Genomic DNA, 19,140 nt, shown 5'->3' with positions numbered 1-19,140 from the left:
TGAAAAAGGTTGTCTGCTTCCTTTCGTTTTTGATTCCCGTTAATTATTCAAGATAGGTTGTGAAGTCTTTCTATTTCTTCATATGACCAAAACGTATAAATATATTTGTCCTATCCGACTATAGGGGAGCTCTTTAGAATATGCTTTCCCATCCATTCTTTTCTGTAAGTGTTCGAGTTTAAAAGCTGTATCGAATGCCTCAATTGAAATGGAAACAATTATTTTCCTCTTTCTAAATGATTCTTTCAATATTTTTTTAGTAAATTTGTGGTAATGGTGTTAGAGGAAATAATCTTTTAATCTTTACTACATGCAATCCTTATTCGAGCAATTAAAAATAGAAAAGACCTATGAACATCTTTTTCCAGAGAAAAAGAAGGGATTAGCTGTAATATGGTTGTATGAACGGGTGAAGAATGGAGAATTTGAATATGGGATTTTTAAGGAAAAAGATATACATCGGGCTTTTGAAGCTGTAAGTCTTATCGAACGTGAACCTATACGGTTACAATGGGTAACTTATACAGCTTATATTTTAGAGCTACAGGAGTTTTATCTTATATATAATGATGAAAATCAGACCTATATGTTTACTGATTTCGGTTTTCAGATATGTGATAAGATACATCGCCTAATATCTCAGCGTTTTAATCCCACCTTTATTGAAATAACCTGTGAGGAACTATATGAGAAGCTTGAAATTGCCATCACAGAAGAACAAATAAAAAATTGGCTTACAGTCGACTTGTTCAAGTCTCGAACTCTTTTATTGGAACAAGTCGACTATCTTAATCAACAGATTGACCGTTCCGTAACAGCTTTAAGTGAAAAAGCTAAAAGGCGTAAAGAAACTTTGCTCGTAGCTTTACAGGAAATAGAAAAGCAAATTGATACCATACGTCAGCAAAACAGGGAATTAAGAGCTGCTTTCCGGGAAACTGACCGGATGAATGATATTCTTATATCACATCCGGTACGTGATGGGAGTGAAGAAGTAGATGATCTCATTAGCGAGGCCGTTTCTTATTTTGAAGGTATTCATCTCCGTTTAGCAATGGTAGATTCACGTATTGATAAAATACAGCCTAAAATAAAACAGTTTTTTGCCTCTCTCAACCGAGATATATTTAATACCAAAGTCGAGAAATTTTTGTATTTCTTGCTGGAAAAAAGCCATGTAACAGATAAACAGATACAGTTTCCTTTTCCCTATGACGGAAAAATTCAATTGGCAGATTCATTTCCCGTTTTTACCTCTGTAGATAGGCCAGAAAATCTTTTCCCGCCAGAACGTAAACAGCGTTCCGAATACAAAAAAGACCCGCAAAAAGAACAAGAAGCACACCAGAAAGGTCATGTGCAAATGATGCGTCAGATTCATATTCAGTGGTGGCTGGAATTTATTCGTCGAAAATCTCTGGAAACTGATCTCATACATCTTTCCGAAATATTCTTCGACATTTTGGAAAAGCATGATAACGATTTGCAGCTCGCTATACAGGTGATTGACCAGAGTATAAAAAAATATAAGGAAGACCCACATTGGGAAATACAGATTGATACAAGTAAAAAAATAGATAACCCTAATTCAAAACATACAATATCTGATATATGGATGAAACGCAAATAACTCAAAAATATGACTTCCTCGAATGTGAAGACGGTGCAGTACTGTTTTCACAGTTGGTAGATGCTCTGAAAAGAGGTGCTCATATACAATATGAAGGAGATAAGGCACTTTTTCTTTATCTAAATAAATATGTAGATAATCTGACAGCCTATTTCAAACGACATGAGAACATAACTATTGCTCCAGCCGGTAGTGGAAACGAATTTTATTATTTCCCCCTCTATCACTCTGTATCAAGAAGTAATTATTCCGTTGAGCGGTCGTCTTTACCTAAAGAACATATTCTTATAGCCTTGCTGCTGTACAAAGCTTATTATATCGATCACAATATAGAATTAACTTCCGTAAAAAAGTTTGTTGCTCTAATTCGCGTAGATATGCCTGATCTCAAGAAGCATGTGCAACGTCTACTTGTCAAGACAAAAGGCTCCAAAGAACGTTTTACTGAATCAAATGATGCTCGTATTGATCAAGAAGTACAACGTGCATTCAGGAATTTCTATAAGCTAAGATGGATTGATTTGAAAGAAGACGATTTTGCCATTCTCCCTGCATTTCAGCGTATAACACGGGAATTTGCTGATTATATTAATTATATTGGTAAATGGCTTAAAGAAGAATAAATTATGAAAAAATATCCTCGTATTTACAGTTTGTCTACTGTAGGTATCATACACCATCAGGAAAATGATTACATTTTTCATCCCGCTCGTACCGATTTTATTGGTGACAGCGGTTCTGGTAAAAGTATCATAGCCGATTTACTGCAACTTATATTTGTAGGGGCTTCCGCTTTCCGTTCCGCAACCATTCCGGTTCAGGGTAAACGGGAACCTGATGGCCTCGTTTTGCGATCACCTGGTAAATCATTGGATTATGGATATGCATTTGTAAATATAGAAGTTGCCGATGGACAATTTATTACAGCAGGAGCCTATCTTGAAAGTACTTCCAAAGCTACACGCTCTTTTATTGTACAGGCAGGGCTTGTTATTGAACATGGTGATTTTACCCCTATGACGAAACCTCTTTATGCCGCCGATTTTCAGGATGATGAATGTATTATTCCATTAGAGGATATTATTGAATACATGGAGGAAAAAAACTTAGTTTTTAAGGATTGGCAACGGATTTCTTTTTTTCATAAAGTACTCTATAAAAATAAAATACTACCACTTGACCTTACCGATAAAGATAAAGTTCTAAAAGATTATGCGAAAATAATTCAATCATTTTCAAGGGGCAAAGAACTTGATACTACAAGAAGTTCCAGTTTGTTGGATTTTTTATTCGGTCAGGAAAAAGGAAAAGACTTCATGAATAAATACAGGTCAATTGTAGAAGAAATAGAAAAAAATGCGGTAGACTATGGAAAAAATAACGATGAGATTGTTTTGCTGACACAGAAATGCTTTCAAGTTAGTGATCTATATAAGGTGTTGATAGAAAAAAAGGAAGCAGAAAAAAAATACCTTACTTCCCAATATGTGTTTTTGCTAAGAGATTATAATTCAAATAAAGAAAATCTCAAAAAAGAAGTCTATACATTTTTACAAGCCCAGGAAGATCTATCAGGATTACAAGTATTGGTCCGGTCTGAGTTAGAAGAGGCCCAAAGAAGTCGCGATAAGAAAGAGTCAGCTTATGAAGAAATAAGTGATATTTATAATGAATGGCGACAAAAGAAAAGTTTCCTGAATTGTGCTAACAATATAATTGAACAGTTAAACATTCTTCCTGGAGACTTGGCAGCCTGTTATAAACAATACAGAGCACAAAAAAAAGACTACATTTATTATAAAGATTTGAAAGATAAATTAGTCGGTTTACGTATGGTTGATTTTTTTGCAAATTCAGGTTGGAAAGGTGGATTAGCTGCAGGAAATAGTTTTTACTTCAAAAAGACAGGTGAACTACGTGACCGTTTATCACAATTGCATGTAGTAGAGCAGTTTCACGATATAAATAATCCAAATTCACTTATACGTTGGGCTTTGTCGTTGCGACGCAATTTTACAAAAGAAGAAGAAAGCTTAATTTATCATTTTCAGAAGTATGGGATGAATAAACCTAATCAGCCTAAACCGCTTGACCGCTATGTTTGCTCCCCTGAAGAATTAATAAGAAACACAAATATAGACTCCGAAGCAGAGGGATTCTGGATAAGCCTCGGTGGAGTAAACGAATTTGTAAACTACGTAACAGAAAAACAGGAAAGTCTCAATAATGATCGGGAAACGATTTTGCAGTATTTTCAATCACAGGTAGCCAATATAGAACAGGAGAAAAAAGCAATTGAAGAAGAATTAGAACTGTGGAAAAAACTATATGATATAGTAAATTCTCTCGATGCACCTGCTCGTTCGGTAGATGTATTTTTCCATAAGCCCGAAATAAAAACATTTCAGGAAATAGCAGTTTTAAATATCTCTCCCGAACAAATGGAGCAGTCTGTGAAGAGCTTAGCAGCAAAAGAATTAATAGAACAGTCGGAGAAAAATGCGAAAGAAGAACAAACATTATTGTACAACCAATTTGTACAACTTAAAAATATAGTTGAAACATTCCCTGATCTTATACAAAGAGCTACCAGTTTATTAATCTCAATATCAAAGAAAATAAAACCGTACGAAGTAGAGTGGAGCACCCTTTTGCAGGCAGAAACTATTCAGGCTTATAAAGAAGACGATTATATAAATGCAGATAATAAAACTGAGTTCTTCAAGGACGAATTAACCATTTTAAGTAGCACATTGAATAAATGCGAAGAATTAATACAGTCGGTGACGAATTTAAAAAGTCAGGAGAATTACCTGAATATAATTGAAGCTGAATACATATCTCTTTATATGGATTTACCTACCATTGATAGTTATCCGGCAGTAATAAGTAAAGAGTTGGTAGAAGAAGCAAAAAAACTTCATCTCCAAAAGGACATTACCTACATTAACCTGTATATCAATATGGTAAAATGTTTTATACCAAATGAACAATATAAATTTGAAACTAGCCATGATTTTAAGGAGTTGATAGCTAATTTATTGCCTGATTTATTCCCTGAAGATATGATTATAGAAGAAGAAGTCGTCAGCAGAATCAAGAAAAGGCTCGAAGATATTAATGAGAAAAATAGAGAACTGAATGGTAAGAAGATCGGTAAAATCCAGGATTTATTAACTGAAGTGAAACGGCAAGTCGAAGCACAATGGGATGAGATTCGTCGCATAAACCGTTTCTTCACAAGTAGTAGAAAAAAAATATCCGGAGCATATAATATGAAACTTGAAAAAACAGATTCTTTACAGTTTCCCGTTAGCTGGTTAAGCCAGTTTAAACATATGACATCTTTGGATAATATGGCTGATATGTTTGATGTCTCTATTTTGAACGAATTAAATACGCAAGTTTCTATCCGTGAGAAAATCATGAAAGCTTTCTACGAAATAACCAATAATTATTCAAATGATATAACGTTGGAAGACTTGCTGAATCCTAATTCATATATAGAACTGAGGCTTGATATGAAAAATCGTGTTGGACGCAATAATAAAGGAAGTACCGGGCAGACGTACGCTGCCACTGCTCTGCTTTGTATAGCCCGTCTCTCTATTGTTGGTAACAAAAACAATGCACAAGAAGATGGATTACGGTTTATGCCCATTGATGAGGCAGAAGGATTGGGTAGTAATTTTGACCTGTTGAGTGATATTGCCGAAGAATACGATTACCAGATACTAACTTTTTCAATTAATCCTTTGGGGAAATACAATGAACAACATGTATATATTCTTAACCGTAATCCAGATGTAGAAGAAGAAGTTAATTATGCTCCGATAGAGATACGTAGCCGAAATGATATTGATCCGGAATTGGCCAATTTTATAAATGTAAATGACTATGGAAGCTGAATTGACCTGGCGAACACTCACTGCAATGTATTCTCTTTACGAGGGGAACAAAATATCAGCGACAAAAAAAGATGATAATAAGTTTCGTAACTTGATAAGTAGAAAGTTGGTACAATATCAGCCAGGTAATCATAATTATTTGATTAAAAGTGAAAAGTACGATGCCTATTTTGCTAAACGCTACCTGGAAGATTATTTGGAATATGACCGTTTTCTGAAGTCTGTACAACCGAATGTGACTGGTCGACAAACATATACAGTTAATGATATCCGTTCTTTACAGTTTATTGCAGATAACAGAGAGCAAATTCGGAGTTCCCTTACGACCCGACATACATTTAGTGAAGACTTCTTTGAACATGGTGGAAGCAAGCATTTGGATACTTATCAAAGTCTGAACGATTTGGTGCTTTCTATCTTGGGAGTAGAGGATTATCCTCTGGAAGATCCAAAAATGCATCAGTGGAGATTCGTTGTAGATGTTGGTGAACCGCGTTGTATAGTACTTTGTGAAAACCTCAATTTTCTGAAAATGCCCCGCATTGCTCGTGAATACAAAATTGAGTTATGGTACGTAGGTGGAAATAATACAAAAGGAACTCATTTTATTGATGAAAAGAAATTGGATAAACTCTTATTCTATTCTTGTGATTGGGATTATAATGGTTTGGAAATCTATGTTCGGTTAAAAAAAATATTTCAGGAGAAAGGCTGTGATATAAAGCTTCTTTATCCTTCAGAACCAGTTAAAAAGTATCCAGTTAATATGAAAAAACATAATAGCAAATGGAAAACTACACTTCCCTTTTCAGGTTTGGAGCAATCCTGTTTTACTTCTGAAGATATTCATTTGATTAATGAATTGATATGTACGGATAGATGGGTAGAGGAGGAAACGAATGATTTGGTAGCGATGGTAAAGAGGTACATTGATTTATGAGTATCAATACAAGTGGTTAGTGTTTATCGGAGGAAAAGAGTAAGTTTGTAACATTGTAGAAAATTGCCGTTTTAGATTACACTCACAAGACTTCAATTATAGGAATATTACAAATTGACATTCTGTTAATTCATATACTCTTTCTTTGCTATATATAAAGGTAAAGGACAGTTCAAAAGCATTTATCCCCTCAATCTGGAGTTTAATAATGACGGATTGAGGGGATTTTCTTTTTGGTGCTGACATTTGGATAGCTGCAAATACAATCATTGCAATGTTTTTAGAGTAGGTGACAGAGATAGGACAAAACTTGCTGCAATCTGTTACATGGAAACAAGCTGTCCGGAAATACCTTCCAGCTTTCTGAAAGGTGTATTATCCCCATTTTATAAGATAATCACGAAGTAAATTCCCTAATATTCTGCAATGTTAAAAATTTCATTGTAATGATCAGTCCGGTTCATTGTGATAAGTGCCTGGAGTCATTGTGATGACTTCCCCAAGGCATTATGATGATCGGGAAGAATCATTGCAATGAATTTGTGTAAAGGTGGAAATGAGGGTAGGAAATGATGGTGAAAGATGTGATTTTTCTTCTAAAACATGCTTTTAGAGAGGTAGTGCCGTTTGCGAAAACCGTGAAAATCGAACAATCTGCAAGCCAGGAATGTTTATCTTTATCTTTTTGATTAATAACATAAAGAAGGAATAAGTTATGAGAAATAAAGATTTTTGCAGGCTGATGCTTGAGCAGGAAAAGCAGAAGCGTAGTAATGGGGATGAAAGCACAGCTGATCTGTATCGTGCTACCCGAAATCATTTTGTAGCATTCAATCGTGAGGGAGGAAAGAGCGGATTACTGGGAGATGTGACGCAGGATGTTGTGCAGGAGTTTGTCTTGTACTTGAAAGGAAAGAAACTGCGTGTAAATTCGGTGAATAGTTATATTAGTAATCTACGGGCGATGTACAACCGTGCTTGCCGGGGTTGGAAAGGGCGGCCTGAGGAACGACCGTTCGAGGGGATGCAGTTGCAACGGGAGGATACTGTTAAACGGGCAGTCCCGGTGGAAGTGATCAAGCAGATGGCTGCGCTCGATCTGGAAGAGGAACCGGAGAAAAAGCTGGCGGTGGATATGGCCTTGTTTTCTTTTTTGGCTTGCGGTATGCCTTTTGCGGATATCGTTCGTCTAGGGGGAGAGAACCTGGTTGAAGAAGGAAAAGTGTTGTCGTATCGCCGGCAAAAAACAGGTGCTCTGATTGAGATGGAAGTTTCGGAGCCTATGCAGTTACTGATCGATCGTTACAGGCGGGCGGATTCCAAATATCTTTTTCCTGTGTTACAGGAGGGAGCTACGCATGAACAGTATAAACAATGTCTGGCAAAGGAAAATCAATATCTGGCAGATGTGCAGGTCTTATTGGGTTTATCTGCAAAGTTGACGACCTATGTTTTTCGCCATAGCTGGGCATCTACGGCTTATCATCTGGGGATACCGATCGCTATTATCAGCCAAGCCCTGGGGCATTCTTCCGAAAAAATGACACACATTTACTTGTCTGCATTTGATGCAGGTAAGGTAGGAGAAGCAAATAAAAGGGTTTCTGAAGGTGTGAAGGAGCTGATGGCTGCATAAATTATCCTTATTTATATAATAAGGTAATTCCCTCTCTTTTTATTTCATATCCAAGCCTTTACAACTTGTGGATTTCGCAAAAAAGTTTGAATGCTCTGCAAACATAGGAAGAATCTTATGGAAAAACAAAGCTTTTGGGTAAAATCCTAAAAAAAACATATAGAATTTGTATTAATTAACCTAGTTTCCTACTTGTGACCTTTAAATCATAATTTTCAAAGAATAAGACATAAGGCGGGTGAAGACTGCTGTCTTATTAATATCCGTTTGAAAAAAACTGTTATCATTTTTACATGTTTTTACTCCACAAAATATTGAAATAAGACATCAATCTAAAATATCCCAGGGGCAAAACTCATTAAATCCCCCTTAAAACCGAGGTGTTTTTCTCCTATTACCTTATTATATAAATAAGGAAGCTATTTAGAGGTTAAACGGATAATCAAAGGCTAGTATTGATATAATATATGTATAGGATAAAAATACCATATTGTCAAATCCCGTTGAAACGGATTTTTCTGTTGCTGGTTTACTGTTTGCTAAAAACAGGTATGACTGCGCAGACAACGATTTATCATAAGGCGGAGTCCTTTTTATTTTCTTTTAAAGAGAACAGCGATATGTTCCTGGCAGATTATGGCGACAATGCTTACCAACTAGAACGGATGGGGCGATTACTCGATGCTTCCCGCAACCGTTTGCTGAAAGGCAACTCCCACCTTTTAATCGTTTCGCATGTGGATGCCTATACCAGTGAAGAAGAGTCGGTGATCAACGAAGCTTCCCTGCGCGCGAACCGTATCCGTGCTTATCTGAAGGTCCGTTTCGATATTCCTCACGAATGTGTTGCTTTTTATATCGACCGTAGCGGTAGTTACCGTGACCGGGTGCATGTGTATGAGGTGTATAAGCCACTTTCGTGGTTTGCCAATACCTCGATCCATTACAGTGATAGCCGTTACCCGGTTGCGATAAAAGCGGCGATCGACCGATATGGTGCCGTTCCTTATGTCGACCTGTATCGCCGTGGAGAGAAGGGAGGTTATGACCGTGAAGTGTATCGTATAGATGATCCTCTTTTTGACCGGACGGAACTGGAAGATTACCGGCTGGCATTGGTAGCGGATACCCTGCGGGTAAAAACAGAACATAAGATAACTGTACCGGAAGAAGCAAGAGTGACACCGGTGGAACAGCCAGTCGTTTCAGGGAAACCGGAACGCAAAGCTGTATATCTTGCCATTAAAACCAATCTGCTTCCGTGGTGTACAGTAGTCCCTTCGGTGCGTCTGGGAACCGGTGAAACAAAGATAAAAACCGGGTCTTTCATGCCGAATTTGGCACTGGAATACTTTTTTGCCGACCGTTGGTCGATCGCTGTATCAGGCATGTATTCCGATTTCTCTTATAAGAATAAGGTGTGCGACCGCTGGTCTGTCTCTTCTTTTTCCATCGAACCCCGTGTGTGGCCATTGCGTCCGGGTGAGTTTGTATGGCTTAATACAGGATTGTTCGGCGAGTACGGCGATTTTGACATACGAGGCAGTGCGATCGATCCGGATAAGGATATTCTCTATGGTCGGACTGGTCGTTTCTGGACGGCAGGTGCCAGTGTTGGTTGTCTGATTCCTTTCGGGAAAGGTTTCTGTATGGAGGCTGGAGTACGGGCAGGTTATCGTTCGGTGTCGGAGGGAAAGAAATACCGTTACGATAAAGTAGATGACAAGAATTATCTGGAAACCCGTTTTTCGTCGACAGGTTTTATGATTGGGCTGAATGTCAGCTTGGTGTATCGTTTTCAAATCAGATAAGGAAAGGAGGGAATATGGGTAAACATAAAAACGATAGAATAAAGAAATGGGTAATATGCCTGGTCGGCGCCCTAGCCTTGGCGGCATGTACCTATCATACGCCGGATGAAGACTGGGAGAAAAATGGGAGGGTGCGCTTGCTTCTCGATTGGCAAACCCGAGCACAGCCTTTGGTCATGACTTACCATTTCTATAAAGATGGAACAGGCAGTCCCGTTGTGCGACGTGGGGATGCTTGGGGATATGAAGGAACACTTCCGGCGGGATATTATAAAGTGGTTGTTTGTAATACCGACTGTGAGAATGTTTTGCTAGAGACGGAAAACGGATATGACGGGGCTTGTGGAAGGGCCCGGCAGGTATCTTCCCTGAAATCGTCACCAGTCTTGATCGCACAGCCGGGTAATTTGTACAGTACCGGTTGTGAACAAATCGATATCGGGGGCGAAGAAATTGCAGTACGGGAATTAAGTCCCGCCAGTCTGGTTCGCAGGCTGGAGCTGAATATAAAGATCACAAGCGGAGAGACGGGTGAGGTGGTTCAATGTGAAAAACTGACTGGGCGGCTCACCGGTCTATCTCCGGGCGTATATCTTTCAAGTGGCAAACCTTTTACCAGTACATCTGCCTTTGTGGTATTCGAGTCTGAGTTAACCTCTTCCGGAGTATATACCACGATACAGAATCTGTTCAGCCTGCCGGAAAAGGATGCTGGTAGCAGTCCGATCTGTCTTCTGTTGGACATGGAACTGGCGGACGGAAAAGAAGTTTCCACGTTGATCGATATTACGGAAGAGATCGGTAAGGCATTCATAGAGAACACGTTTTCGGTGATACTCGACTTGACGGTTAAGTACGACGAAATAAACGGCTTGACTGTCTTGCTGGCGGAATGGAAAAAAGGAAATGAGGGTTCGGGCGTTGTCGATCCCTGAAAAAGAATAACAATTAAACACTGGTATGATATGAGAACAAATGGATTTTTTGTAACAAGTATGTTGGCTGTCGCTTTTCTGGCGGGTTGTACCAACACAGAAGAGCCGGTGACGGCAAATAGTGAAGAAGCGATCCGCATAACAGCGGGTATCGGAGAACCTACCCGTGCGGTAATAGATGCCGGTTATGGCGCAGATCTGAATGTGTCGTTTGCCCGGATTGATAACCAGCCCGCAGGGATGAACTGGAATACACCGTCGATCGATGCCATCCGTACCGGTGGTGCAGGTAATACAGCGATTACTTTCGAGCAGGAACAAAACTATCTGGCGGCAAACGGAGTGTCGGCCCTGATCGGCTACTATCCCCGCAAGACTCCGGAAGCAGGGACGGCCAATCCGTTACGTGTAGTTTATACGATTACCGGAGATGAAGATATTATGGCAACGGAGATACAGACGGGATGGTTGGCGGCCCCGTTCGAAGTATTCACCTTTAACCACTTGCTTACCCAATTGCAATTTGTTTGTGTGGGGTCTGCTGAAGCCGTTGCCAAATGGACGGCAGTCACTTCCATAACGGTAAAAGATGTAACCACCGAATTGACACTTTCGCTCGATAAAACGACGGGTGCCGGTTTAACGGCTACCGGTGTTGCCAACAAAAGTTTGTTGGCAAAGAACTGTCCGGCAGCTGTCTCGGTAGTCGGTCTGGCTGTTCCCCAGACCGGCTACCTGATGCTTTATCCGGTAGCGGATATGGGAACGGCTGTAGCTGCGATCGACCTGGAAGTGAAAGCAACTTACGACGGAGTGGGAAAAACACTGCCTGTTTCTATAACGAATATTGATGGTGGAGTACAGGCGGGACAATCTCACCTGATCACGCTCACCTTTGCGGAGGACGGCACGATCATAGCAGAGGCCGGTATTGCGGTCTGGCAGCCGGGTAATGGCGGAAGTTCCATTATAACCCCCGGAGAATAATAAAAAATCGAATAGTAATAGAATGAATAAACCGATAGTCATAGCAACCGTCGTTATCCTTTCAGGTATCACCGCCTGTTCGGACAGCAATCCTACACCGCAGTTAGTTCCTGAAACGGCGGTCAACCTGGAAGGGGCGATCGGCTTGTCTACCCGCGTTGTAATCGATTCCGGTTATGAAACGGATCTGGATATCTGTTTTGTGCGTCAGGATGAAACAGGTAATACCTACGGTGCGTGGAGTCTGTACAAAGCTGTCCGTAGCGGAGGGGCAGGGAACCGTCCGATCCGGTTTGAGATACCCCAGTTATATCCGGCTGATGGAAGCCATATCCGCCTGCACGGTTATTATCCGGTGGAGAATGAGGTCGATCCGGTAACAGGTAAGGTGATTTTTACTTTAGACGGGATGACGGATATCATGGCAACGGGATGCCTTTCTGCAACCGCTTATGCTCCTGTGAGGACCTGCCTGTTCCGTCATTTGCTGACACAGGTCGGGTTGGTTTGCTATAGCGACCGGGCGGTGCTGTGGGGAGAGATCGTAAAGATAGAAGCAGTGGGAGTCCATACCCGTCAGGAACTCGATTGTACGGATGAGTCTCCCCGGTTGACGGATGTATCTTCCGCTGAAGTAATAAAAAATGTGATCGTGCAAGGGATAAACGGATTATCTCTCCCGCAGGTGGATGAAGGGGAAGGACTGCTTGATGCGCAAGGATATATACTGCTTCCCGCATCGCAGCCTGTAGGGACGGACGGGAATCCGCTCCGGTTGGAGATAACCACGACGAAAGACGGAAAAGGGAATGAGATAGAAACGATAACGTCTGTATCCATTACCGTAGAAGATGGTTTTCAGATTGGCAAACGACATGTCGTTTCGCTTTTTTTTACAACGGGTACCCGTATACAAACATCTTTTGTCGGCGTAGAACCCTGGACGGATCACGATGCTGATGAATTACCCATCTGAAAGGATGACTGACATAATTAAGTATGATTTTCTTTAATGTATAATTAAAAAACAAACGAAAATGAAAACAACAACAATGTGGGTTATAGCTATAGCCCTGGTGGCAGCAACAGGTTGCTCGGAAACAGAAACGGAAGTGATCGATTCCGGCGGCGACGATCAGGTAGCTTTAGGTATTTCACCTAATCTAAAGGTGGAAGCCGGAACCAGATCGGCAACTAAATCGGTTGTGAGCGGTGACCTTATTACCTATGCCAATTATACGACTGAAGCTCCGGGATTAGGCGTATTGATAACGAATAAGGCTGCAAATGGCTGGTATACACCTGATGGAACGGACTATACCGGCCACCATGTATGGTATATGGGTGATGAAAGGGGAGCGAATTGGATCTCCATACAAACAAAAGGAGCCACTTTTGCGGATACGAACGAGTCTCCTTATTATCTGACGAAGGATATAGGTAGAGTATATGCTTATTATCCGTATGATGTAACTATAACCAATACTCTCACAAATGTAAATGCGGAAGCCGACCTTAAAATACCCGTAACGGTTTTGAGTAGCGGTGAGATAAACGCTCAAAGAAATAATGCGAAGAAGTATTGGAACGCGGGTGCATGGGCATCTACAGCGAGGACTGACCTGGTCAATCTCAGTTTGCCGACAGAAAAAGACTACCTGTATTTTGGTGCGGATGGCGGACGCTATGTAAATAACGGACGTGCCGACGGATTTTCGCCTGTGACACCGGAGGATGAACCTAATAATCTGGATACGGATAATCCCGGTTACAAGATCAACCTGGATATGAAACATGCGATGGCGATGGTCTCTTTTCGGGTGTACGATGGCGGACGTTTAAGCGGTAATAATGTGAATTTTACGAAATTTACCATTAAGAATCATATCGGTGGTACAAATCTGTTCAAAACCGGTAGTGGAAAAATGTCTTTGACGGACGGTGCTATAACAGAGACAGTTGCAACGGCGGAATTGAGTCGTACGATCATCAATTATGTCCTGATGCGGCAAGTGGAAGCAGGAGAAGGACAGTATGCCTTTATACAGACCGGGACTACGACCGGCGGGATAAATGGTAAGACTGTATCCAAGTCGGTCAGTGCTATTGTGTATCCTGTCAATTTCGGTGAAAATGAAATCGACCTGGAGATCACGCTTCAAGAAGGTGATAATACTCCCGTCGTGTATCCTGTAACGCTGATCGGTAATCAATGGGAACCCAACAACAATTACATCTATACACTTTCCGCAGGACGTAACAAACTTACGGTGATGGATGTCAGTGTTGAGGCCTGGGCGGATAACGAACAGGACGAAATACCTCTGTAATCATATATAAAAACAAAGCCCATGAAACAATTCATATATACACTTTCGACAGTTGTTTTCTTCCTGCTGGCTAACGCTTGTACGGAGGCCACGATCTTTATGGGCGACGGGGGAAATGAAGGCAAAGGCGATGTGGAGGAGGGTGTTCCTTTGAGCGTAAAGAATCTGGGGTTATCGGTCGAGATAGAATCGAGAAGTATCGCAACGGGAGGGGCGATAGCTAGTCCGGTGAATCCCAATCCGCTTATGCAGGTAGGAGTTTCGGTTACGAAAGCGAATGGTTCCGCTTATGCCAGCGGTACTCATACACAGGTGTTTGTTTACAATACAGCGGCCGTTTCGCCTGGCTGGGAGTTGGCGGAGGGTGAGGAGAGGCTTTTGTTGTTTTCGGAGAAAGGAACCGTATACGGATATGCTCCGGCAGAGAGAAGCGTGTCTTTGTCAGGAACACCGAAAGTACCTGTCATGAGTGGTGTAAAGGTACTGGATAAACAGAAGTTTTACTTTAGCGACACCAGTGATCCGGTAGATGCATCGACCGATATACAGTGGGAAACCGATCAGGATGATTATCTGTATTGTAAAGTGCCCGTAGAGGTAGACCGCTGGCATCCGGAGGTTTCTTTGACGATGAATCATGCATTGGCAAAAGTGAGTTTCCGTGTGCTGGAAACGGATGGCGGTTCGGAGTTTGCCGGTAGCCGGGTGAAGAAGGTCGTGTTGAAAAGTAACAGCGGTTTTAAAAAGTCGACTTCCGCGAAGCTGAACCTGGCAACGGGGGAATTTGGGGGAACGGTGGCGACAGTGGGTGAGTTGTGGTTTACAGCAGACGGCGACCTGCGAAGAGTTGGAACGGGGGGTGGTGCTGGTGAGGATGATATTCGTAAGGTTGCCATACAGGCTTTCGGGATGGTTATACCTGTGGCGGACGTCCCTGTAACGTTGGAGCTGACGCTTGACAATGGTTCTGTTTTTACGATGGCTCCGGCGACAGGCGGCGGTGTAAGTACATTTATTGCCAACTGGTTGAAGGGGAACAATTATATCTACAACATCCAGCTATCTCCGCAAGGTATCAGTATTACTAATGTTGAAGTAGCTGGTTGGGCAGAGGGCGGTGCAACGGATGTTCCTGTGGAATAGTGAAACAAAATAATGCGAAAGACGAAATAAAATGGAACGGAATCGAGTACTGTTATATCTGTTATACTTGTTGTGGCTACTGGCTGGTATATTGCTGGTTGGGTGTACGGCGGAACCGGTAGAGGAGATCGTACCGGAAGAGAGCCAGCCGGTAGCCCTTAGTTTCGGCAAGCCCAATTTGGGCGTGCCGGAACTCCTGACCCGTGTCGGAGAGGTTGCCACCCTACCTCCAACACCTTTACCAGCCGGGGCAACCATACGTATCGGGGCTTATTTCACCGGTAATGTAGGAGATGTGCCGGCAGAGGCTTCCTTCTCTACGGTAGCCCCCTCGTTTGAAGCAACCTACGTGGTAGGGGATGACGGTAGTTTATCCCCTTGCTGCGTGAATGGGAACGGAGAGCAAGCGGTGGGTACAGCCAAAGGTTTGACTGTCAGGAATGGTATGTACGATTTCTACGCAGTCTCCCCGGCACGACCGCTATTGCAAGGGAATGACGGTTTCTATAGGGTAACCGGTATTTCCCACAAGGAGGATGTAATGACCTCTTTTGTTCGTGGTGTGGCTGTGACGAAGACCGCCAGACAAGTGACACTCCGAACTTTTAGCCGGAAATGTGCGATGTTGGTATTCAATGTGGCCCCTTCACCCGGTAATGCTCTTTCTTTTGATCGGTTATACGGAACTTCTCTTGTAATAAGAAAGATATCGTCTTCGGGGGCTGTCCTGCTGGCAGGTACGGATACGGGTATTCTTCCTACGGGAGGCGGTACCGGGGTGGATGCGGAAGTTACGTTTGCTACAGAAGAATTTGAACCGGTCGATCCTGGTTCTGATCCGGATAATTGCGGTCTGAACAAAACAAAAGGTGTCGTCCTTCCCAAAGACAACCAACCTTTCGAGGTGGAAATAACCGTAGTAAGAGACGATGAGACAGCGATCCTCAGGGCCACTATCGACCGGAATATCTCTTTCGACGAAGGCAAGCGGTATATTTTTACCCTCGAAGTGAAGAATAATGAAAGTAGTCTGATCATGAAGGTACTCGATTGGAATGCAATAGCTTTCAGAGACGACAATGTGGGAGGCCCCGACACTCCTTATCCCGACCCTGATATCAACGAAGGAATAGGTACAACCGTTACTGTTGCCCGATGGACGGAAATAACCTGGAGCGGTAATGGAAATGTCGGCGGAGATAGTTGAACGAATATAGTTTAAAAACGAAATACAATGAAACGAATAAGTAAAACAAGGCTGTTTGCACTGTTGTTTCTGCTGGTAGCTGGCGGTTGTACTGAAACGGTTGTGGAAGAAGATGATATTCCGCTTCATGCTCAGAAGGAAGTGGATGCCGGATTTATCCTGAATGTGCAGGCTAACCGGACTCCTGTTACCCGTAGCATCACTTTTACTCCTGACGGCACGATCGAGTCGGATACGCTAGCAGTAGGTACAAATGACTCGATACGAACGAAGGCCGCCGCTCCATTGTCTGAAATGCAGGAAAGCCAGATCGCCAGCCTGTGGGTCGGGCAGTATGATGTTATAACAGGTATGCGTTTGTTTAACCAGTATATTCCTTCTATGACAGGAACTACAGTTAATCTGAAATTGAAGCATAATGATAACAGGAACCGTGTTTATTTTATATCGAATGCCGGTGACCTGGGGGCGATAGCTACTGAAGCAATTTTGAAAAAACATACGTTGGCTTATACTTCTACACCTGAGGGGTTGCCTGATAATAATTTATGTAAAATGATGGGATACTGGGAGGGTGAAGTGACGGCTGATGGCATAAGAGATATAGGGGTGGAACTAACCCGTCTTATTGCAACAATTACGTTTACTTACTCGATAGGTGCTGATTTTATATTTAGGCCTGCTTCTGTTGCTTTGAAGAATACCCCGACCGTATCGCAGGTGGAAGCACCAACGGAACAATTGACAACAGGGGGTATCAGTTATAATATATATACGGGAACGGTCAACCAGGAGGGTGCGACTATTTATTGGTATTTGCCGGAAAATATGGCGGGTACTGTCAGTGGAGAAAATGTCGTCGATTCGGAGAAGAAGAAGACTGGTCAGGGTGTGACGAATGCAACCTGTATCGAGCTGACAGGAACAGCCGTACAAGGAGGTGTGACGTATGGGGATGTTACTTTCCGTTTTTATCCGGGTAGTGATAAGAACAATTACGATATTGTGCGTAACTCCCGTTACACGATGGACGTTACTTTGATAGGTATAGATGTTTTCGATGAACGTATTACCGTCGGTGAGATACCTCCTATAGTAGTTGATCCTACTGAAATGCCAGCTAAAAAAGGAGGAGAGAAAGAGATACAGATCACAGCTCGTCCGGGTCAGCCGTGGGTCTTCGATATGCCTGCTTGGTTATCTGCGTTGCTGGATAGTCAGAATATACCTTCGGGTGCCACTATTACGTACCAGGGGCCTGCCAATGTTATATTTAGAGCTGTGGAAGCAAACCCAAGAGCAGAAAGCAGATCTGTTTCTTTTAATATTGAAGTCAACGGAGTCAATCAGGAGATAACGATTGTTCAGGCAGGTTCTACCCTGACAAAAGGCAGTGATATATCACTGGAAGCAGAAGCCCCTTCAGAGTCGGCTTCTGCATTTACGGCTACAGAGGGCTTGCAATGGTTGGCGTCTTTAAGTGGCGATGGCTGGCTGGACTGGTCTGCATCTAATCCGGGCTCTTCGGGAGCTGAAGCACCGGACGGATCGCAGCCGCTAAAAGTAAAGGCAACTGCCAGTAATCCATTTGCCCTGGCGCGTAGCGGTAAAATAACGGTAAAAGCCGGGGCGTCGGTGGGGGACGCCGGTTATACAAACTTAACTCAGGAAATAGCTGTTTTACAAGCGGGTTCTATTGTAACCGGATCGGCCGTGAATCTGAGTGCGGAAGCGGTAAGTCATCAGGCATCAGCGTTTGTTGCCACAGCCGGTTTGGACTGGGCAGCTAATGTAACGAATGGCGATTGGATTACACTCATCGGAACAACGTCGGGTAATCTGACAACCGGTAATGCCCAGGACATAACTTTTGATGTAGAGGTGAATCTAAACTCTTCTTTGCGAACCGGTGAAATAACTGTTCGTGCAGGTGATGAGACTGGAGGTCCGACAGGATTGATTATTATAAAACAACAGGCTTCTACTTTTAGTACTACTGATGCTGCAACTGAAATAGACGCAGCTGGTATTGCTACTGCAACTGGTTCGGTTACTGCTACTTCCGGTTTGGAGTGGACTGTATCTCCTGAAACAGATAATGGTATAACTGTAAGTCCAACAGGAGGTTCGGGGGATGCTACGTTAACATTTACGGCTTATGCCAATCTTGATGCACCTCGTACGGGTACATTTACAGTATCAGTTACAGGTGCAAATCCGGCACGAACGGCTACCGTCACGGTTAAGCAGACTGGTGGGGCTTATCTTGGCAATATGCAGGTTCTGAAAACAGAGCCTTCCTCTAATAGTTGGAGTGGTGCCAATTTATATTGCAGCGGTCTAGATGCGGAAGGTCATACTGATTGGCGTTTACCAACGGTGGATGAAGCGGTAAGTATGTATCAAAACCAAAGTACGTTATTGGCCGTAAGTGGCTTTACGGGGTTTATCCGTGGTTGCTATTGGACTGTTACGACCGCTCCTTACAGTAGCCACTACTATGTGGATTTTAATAATGGTAGTTATAATTATAATCGCTACGATGCAGGAAATGCCTATGTTCGCTGTGTTCGTAATAGGTAAGTGTGCGTCTATTAGGTTCAAAACTGACAA

Annotated in this window: 13 protein-coding genes; all 13 read left to right on the top strand. The window is 42.4% G+C overall.

What is annotated here, in order from left to right:
• Positions 1-310: 310 nt before the first annotated feature.
• The 13 genes from DWX23_RS25095 (at position 311) to DWX23_RS03310 (ending at position 19,110) form a co-directional block, all read left to right on the top strand.
• The gene (locus DWX23_RS25095) at positions 311-1,630 is read left to right on the top strand and encodes a hypothetical protein (RefSeq protein ID WP_233587479.1); all 1,320 of its coding nucleotides are present in this window, start codon (positions 311-313) and stop codon (positions 1,628-1,630) included.
• Positions 1,612-2,253, top strand: coding sequence for a hypothetical protein (locus tag DWX23_RS25090; protein WP_233587478.1), 642 nt, complete (start codon positions 1,612-1,614; stop codon positions 2,251-2,253). The genes DWX23_RS25095 and DWX23_RS25090 overlap by 19 nt, the downstream gene beginning before the upstream one ends.
• A gap of 3 nt (positions 2,254-2,256) precedes the next feature.
• Positions 2,257-5,538 (top strand): hypothetical protein, encoded by a 3,282-nt coding sequence (locus tag DWX23_RS25085; protein WP_233587477.1) that lies wholly within the window; start codon positions 2,257-2,259, stop codon positions 5,536-5,538.
• Positions 5,528-6,478: a hypothetical protein gene (locus tag DWX23_RS03355; RefSeq protein WP_122373398.1), complete on the top strand. Its 951-nt coding sequence runs from the start codon at positions 5,528-5,530 to the stop codon at positions 6,476-6,478. The genes DWX23_RS25085 and DWX23_RS03355 overlap by 11 nt, the downstream gene beginning before the upstream one ends.
• Positions 6,479-7,193: 715 nt before the next feature.
• Positions 7,194-8,114, top strand: coding sequence for a site-specific integrase (locus DWX23_RS03350; RefSeq protein ID WP_122373397.1), 921 nt, complete (start codon positions 7,194-7,196; stop codon positions 8,112-8,114).
• 551 nt (positions 8,115-8,665) lie between these two features.
• On the top strand, positions 8,666-9,925 hold the full coding sequence (locus DWX23_RS03345) for a DUF3575 domain-containing protein (RefSeq protein WP_233587476.1): 1,260 nt from the start codon (positions 8,666-8,668) through the stop codon (positions 9,923-9,925).
• A 14-nt stretch (positions 9,926-9,939) separates the two neighbouring features.
• Complete coding sequence (locus tag DWX23_RS03340) at positions 9,940-10,860, top strand: DUF5119 domain-containing protein (protein ID WP_122373395.1); 921 nt, start codon at positions 9,940-9,942, stop codon at positions 10,858-10,860.
• A 30-nt stretch (positions 10,861-10,890) separates the two neighbouring features.
• The gene (locus DWX23_RS03335; RefSeq protein ID WP_122373394.1) at positions 10,891-11,847 is read left to right on the top strand and encodes a fimbrillin family protein; all 957 of its coding nucleotides are present in this window, start codon (positions 10,891-10,893) and stop codon (positions 11,845-11,847) included.
• A gap of 22 nt (positions 11,848-11,869) precedes the next feature.
• Positions 11,870-12,823: a fimbrillin family protein gene (locus tag DWX23_RS03330; protein ID WP_122373393.1), complete on the top strand. Its 954-nt coding sequence runs from the start codon at positions 11,870-11,872 to the stop codon at positions 12,821-12,823.
• A 61-nt stretch (positions 12,824-12,884) separates the two neighbouring features.
• Positions 12,885-14,177, top strand: a complete 1,293-nt coding sequence (locus DWX23_RS03325) for a fimbrillin family protein (RefSeq protein WP_122373392.1) — start codon at positions 12,885-12,887, stop codon at positions 14,175-14,177.
• Between the two features lie 21 nt (positions 14,178-14,198).
• Positions 14,199-15,320: a fimbrillin family protein gene (locus tag DWX23_RS03320; protein WP_122373391.1), complete on the top strand. Its 1,122-nt coding sequence runs from the start codon at positions 14,199-14,201 to the stop codon at positions 15,318-15,320.
• A 31-nt stretch (positions 15,321-15,351) separates the two neighbouring features.
• Positions 15,352-16,527 (top strand): fimbrillin family protein, encoded by a 1,176-nt coding sequence (locus DWX23_RS03315; RefSeq protein WP_122373390.1) that lies wholly within the window; start codon positions 15,352-15,354, stop codon positions 16,525-16,527.
• 27 nt (positions 16,528-16,554) lie between these two features.
• Positions 16,555-19,110 carry a BACON domain-containing protein gene (locus DWX23_RS03310; protein WP_122373389.1) on the top strand — a complete coding sequence of 852 codons (2,556 nt, stop codon included), beginning with the start codon at positions 16,555-16,557 and terminating at the stop codon, positions 19,108-19,110.
• The last annotated feature ends 30 nt before the right edge of the window (positions 19,111-19,140 follow it).

Source organism: Parabacteroides sp. AF18-52 (genome assembly GCF_003479145.1).
GTDB classification, from domain to species: domain Bacteria; phylum Bacteroidota; class Bacteroidia; order Bacteroidales; family Tannerellaceae; genus Parabacteroides; species Parabacteroides faecis.
Note: the sequence above shows the minus strand (reverse complement) of the source record. Positions and strands in the feature narration are given on the sequence as shown.

Bases quoted from the DNA above. Each gene is read 5' to 3' on its own strand.
- DWX23_RS25095 (WP_233587479.1), top strand. From the start codon at position 311: ATGCAATCCTTATTCGAGCAATTAAAAATAGAAAAGACCTATGAACAT.
- DWX23_RS25090 (WP_233587478.1), top strand. From the start codon at position 1,612: ATGGATGAAACGCAAATAACTCAAAAATATGACTTCCTCGAATGTGAA.
- DWX23_RS25085 (WP_233587477.1), top strand. From the start codon at position 2,257: ATGAAAAAATATCCTCGTATTTACAGTTTGTCTACTGTAGGTATCATA.
- DWX23_RS03355 (WP_122373398.1), top strand. From the start codon at position 5,528: ATGGAAGCTGAATTGACCTGGCGAACACTCACTGCAATGTATTCTCTT.
- DWX23_RS03350 (WP_122373397.1), top strand. From the start codon at position 7,194: ATGAGAAATAAAGATTTTTGCAGGCTGATGCTTGAGCAGGAAAAGCAG.
- DWX23_RS03345 (WP_233587476.1), top strand. From the start codon at position 8,666: ATGACTGCGCAGACAACGATTTATCATAAGGCGGAGTCCTTTTTATTT.
- DWX23_RS03340 (WP_122373395.1), top strand. From the start codon at position 9,940: ATGGGTAAACATAAAAACGATAGAATAAAGAAATGGGTAATATGCCTG.
- DWX23_RS03335 (WP_122373394.1), top strand. From the start codon at position 10,891: ATGAGAACAAATGGATTTTTTGTAACAAGTATGTTGGCTGTCGCTTTT.
- DWX23_RS03330 (WP_122373393.1), top strand. From the start codon at position 11,870: ATGAATAAACCGATAGTCATAGCAACCGTCGTTATCCTTTCAGGTATC.
- DWX23_RS03325 (WP_122373392.1), top strand. From the start codon at position 12,885: ATGAAAACAACAACAATGTGGGTTATAGCTATAGCCCTGGTGGCAGCA.
- DWX23_RS03320 (WP_122373391.1), top strand. From the start codon at position 14,199: ATGAAACAATTCATATATACACTTTCGACAGTTGTTTTCTTCCTGCTG.
- DWX23_RS03315 (WP_122373390.1), top strand. From the start codon at position 15,352: ATGGAACGGAATCGAGTACTGTTATATCTGTTATACTTGTTGTGGCTA.
- DWX23_RS03310 (WP_122373389.1), top strand. From the start codon at position 16,555: ATGAAACGAATAAGTAAAACAAGGCTGTTTGCACTGTTGTTTCTGCTG.